Annotated in this window: 1 protein-coding gene and 1 pseudogene; one reads left to right on the top strand and one right to left on the bottom strand. The window is 69.0% G+C overall.

Going from position 1 to position 1,289, the window contains the following annotated elements; all coding sequences use genetic code 11:
- Positions 1–129: 129 nt before the first annotated feature.
- Entirely contained in the window at positions 130–630 is a 501-nt protein-coding gene (locus AOK16_RS10650) for a flavin reductase (protein ID WP_055472008.1), read from the bottom strand.
- 448 nt (positions 631–1,078) lie between these two features.
- Here AOK16_RS10650 and AOK16_RS10645 point away from each other — a divergent pair.
- Positions 1,079–1,289: pseudogene (locus AOK16_RS10645) on the top strand (diguanylate cyclase CdgB); the annotation flags it as partial.

Genomic DNA, 1,289 nt, shown 5'->3' with positions numbered 1-1,289 from the left:
CGCAGATCTCCGCCGCGCCTGCGGTTGGTGCCCCCGGGCGGGTACGCGAATTCGGTAACGGGTGCCTACGCGCGCGCAAGCGGATGTGGTGCCGTGCCCCGGCTGCCTCGGCCGCCGCCTGCCCCGCGCCTATCCCAACCTCCGGTACCGCCCCCGGAAGTACGTCAGTGGGCCGCTCTCCTCGCTCGGGGTGTGGGCCCTCAGGACGCGGGCGATGACCAGGGTGTGGTCGCCGGCCACCACACGGTTCTCCGTGCGGCACTCCAGGAGCGCCAGGGCGCCGTGTACGAGAGGGGCGCCGGTGACCTCGCCGCTGTCGTGGGGGAGGCCCTCGAAGAGAAGGCGGTCGCTGATGCGGCCCTTCATGGCGAATCGTCCCGCGATGTGCCGTTGGGCCTCCGACAGGACGGACGCCGCCCACAGCGGCTGCCGCTCCAGCAGCTCGTCCATGCGCGAGTCGTTGCGAACGCTCACCATCACGAGCGGCGGGTCGAGTGACACCGACATGAAGGCGGTCGCGGTCATGCCGGCGTTCTCGCCGTGCGGGCCGTCCTCCGGGTCGAAGGCGGTCACCAGCACCACGCCCGCCGCCAGCCGGGACATCGCCGCCCGGAACTCGTCCTCGCTCACCCCATCAGGATGGGGTATCGCCGCGCCGCCGTGCGGCACTTGCGGAACCTGGGCGGTGCAAGGGGCGGAGTGAGAGGGGTCGGGGGAACCGGTCTTCTGCAACACGCACAGAACGCTAGTCCCCGCCCGTACCGCCGCGCATCGGACCTCTGGCTGACGGGAGGCGCCTTCCGGTCCTAGGGCGCGGGGTGTAGGTGCTCGTCAGCCACCGTCCCTCTGTCACCCTTCGAATTTGCGTCCAGAAATGGTCGGAGGGGTGTCCTGAATGCCCGATGGGCGGCCGCCCAACACGGCATCAACACGCCATTACTGGCTGTGACTTGGGTCACAGCAGGCAGTTATTGCTGACCCTGTGTACCGAGTGGGCAGCTCACTGTGATTCAGTGGCGGTGGCAATAGGACGACAAGGATCCTGGAGTTGACTGTCAGGTCTCGGGGGGTGGAAGCGATGGAGACGGAATCCGAGCCGTTGGTGCGGCTCGCCACCCTGAAGCAGCTGCACTCGGTCATAGCCGATCTGAACACCGCCAGCAGCCTCGCCGACACCCTGCAGACGGTCGCCGACGGCGTCGTGAACGGCCTCGGATACGGGCTGTCGGCCGTCAATCTCGTACGACCCGACGGGGACCTCGTCGTCGCCGCCGTCGCCGGGAGCGCCG

Origin of the sequence: Streptomyces pathocidini (assembly GCF_001418495.1) — a bacterium.
Taxonomy (GTDB): Bacteria; Actinomycetota; Actinomycetes; order Streptomycetales; family Streptomycetaceae; genus Streptomyces; species Streptomyces pathocidini.
This window is presented reverse-complemented; position numbering and strand designations above follow the sequence as displayed.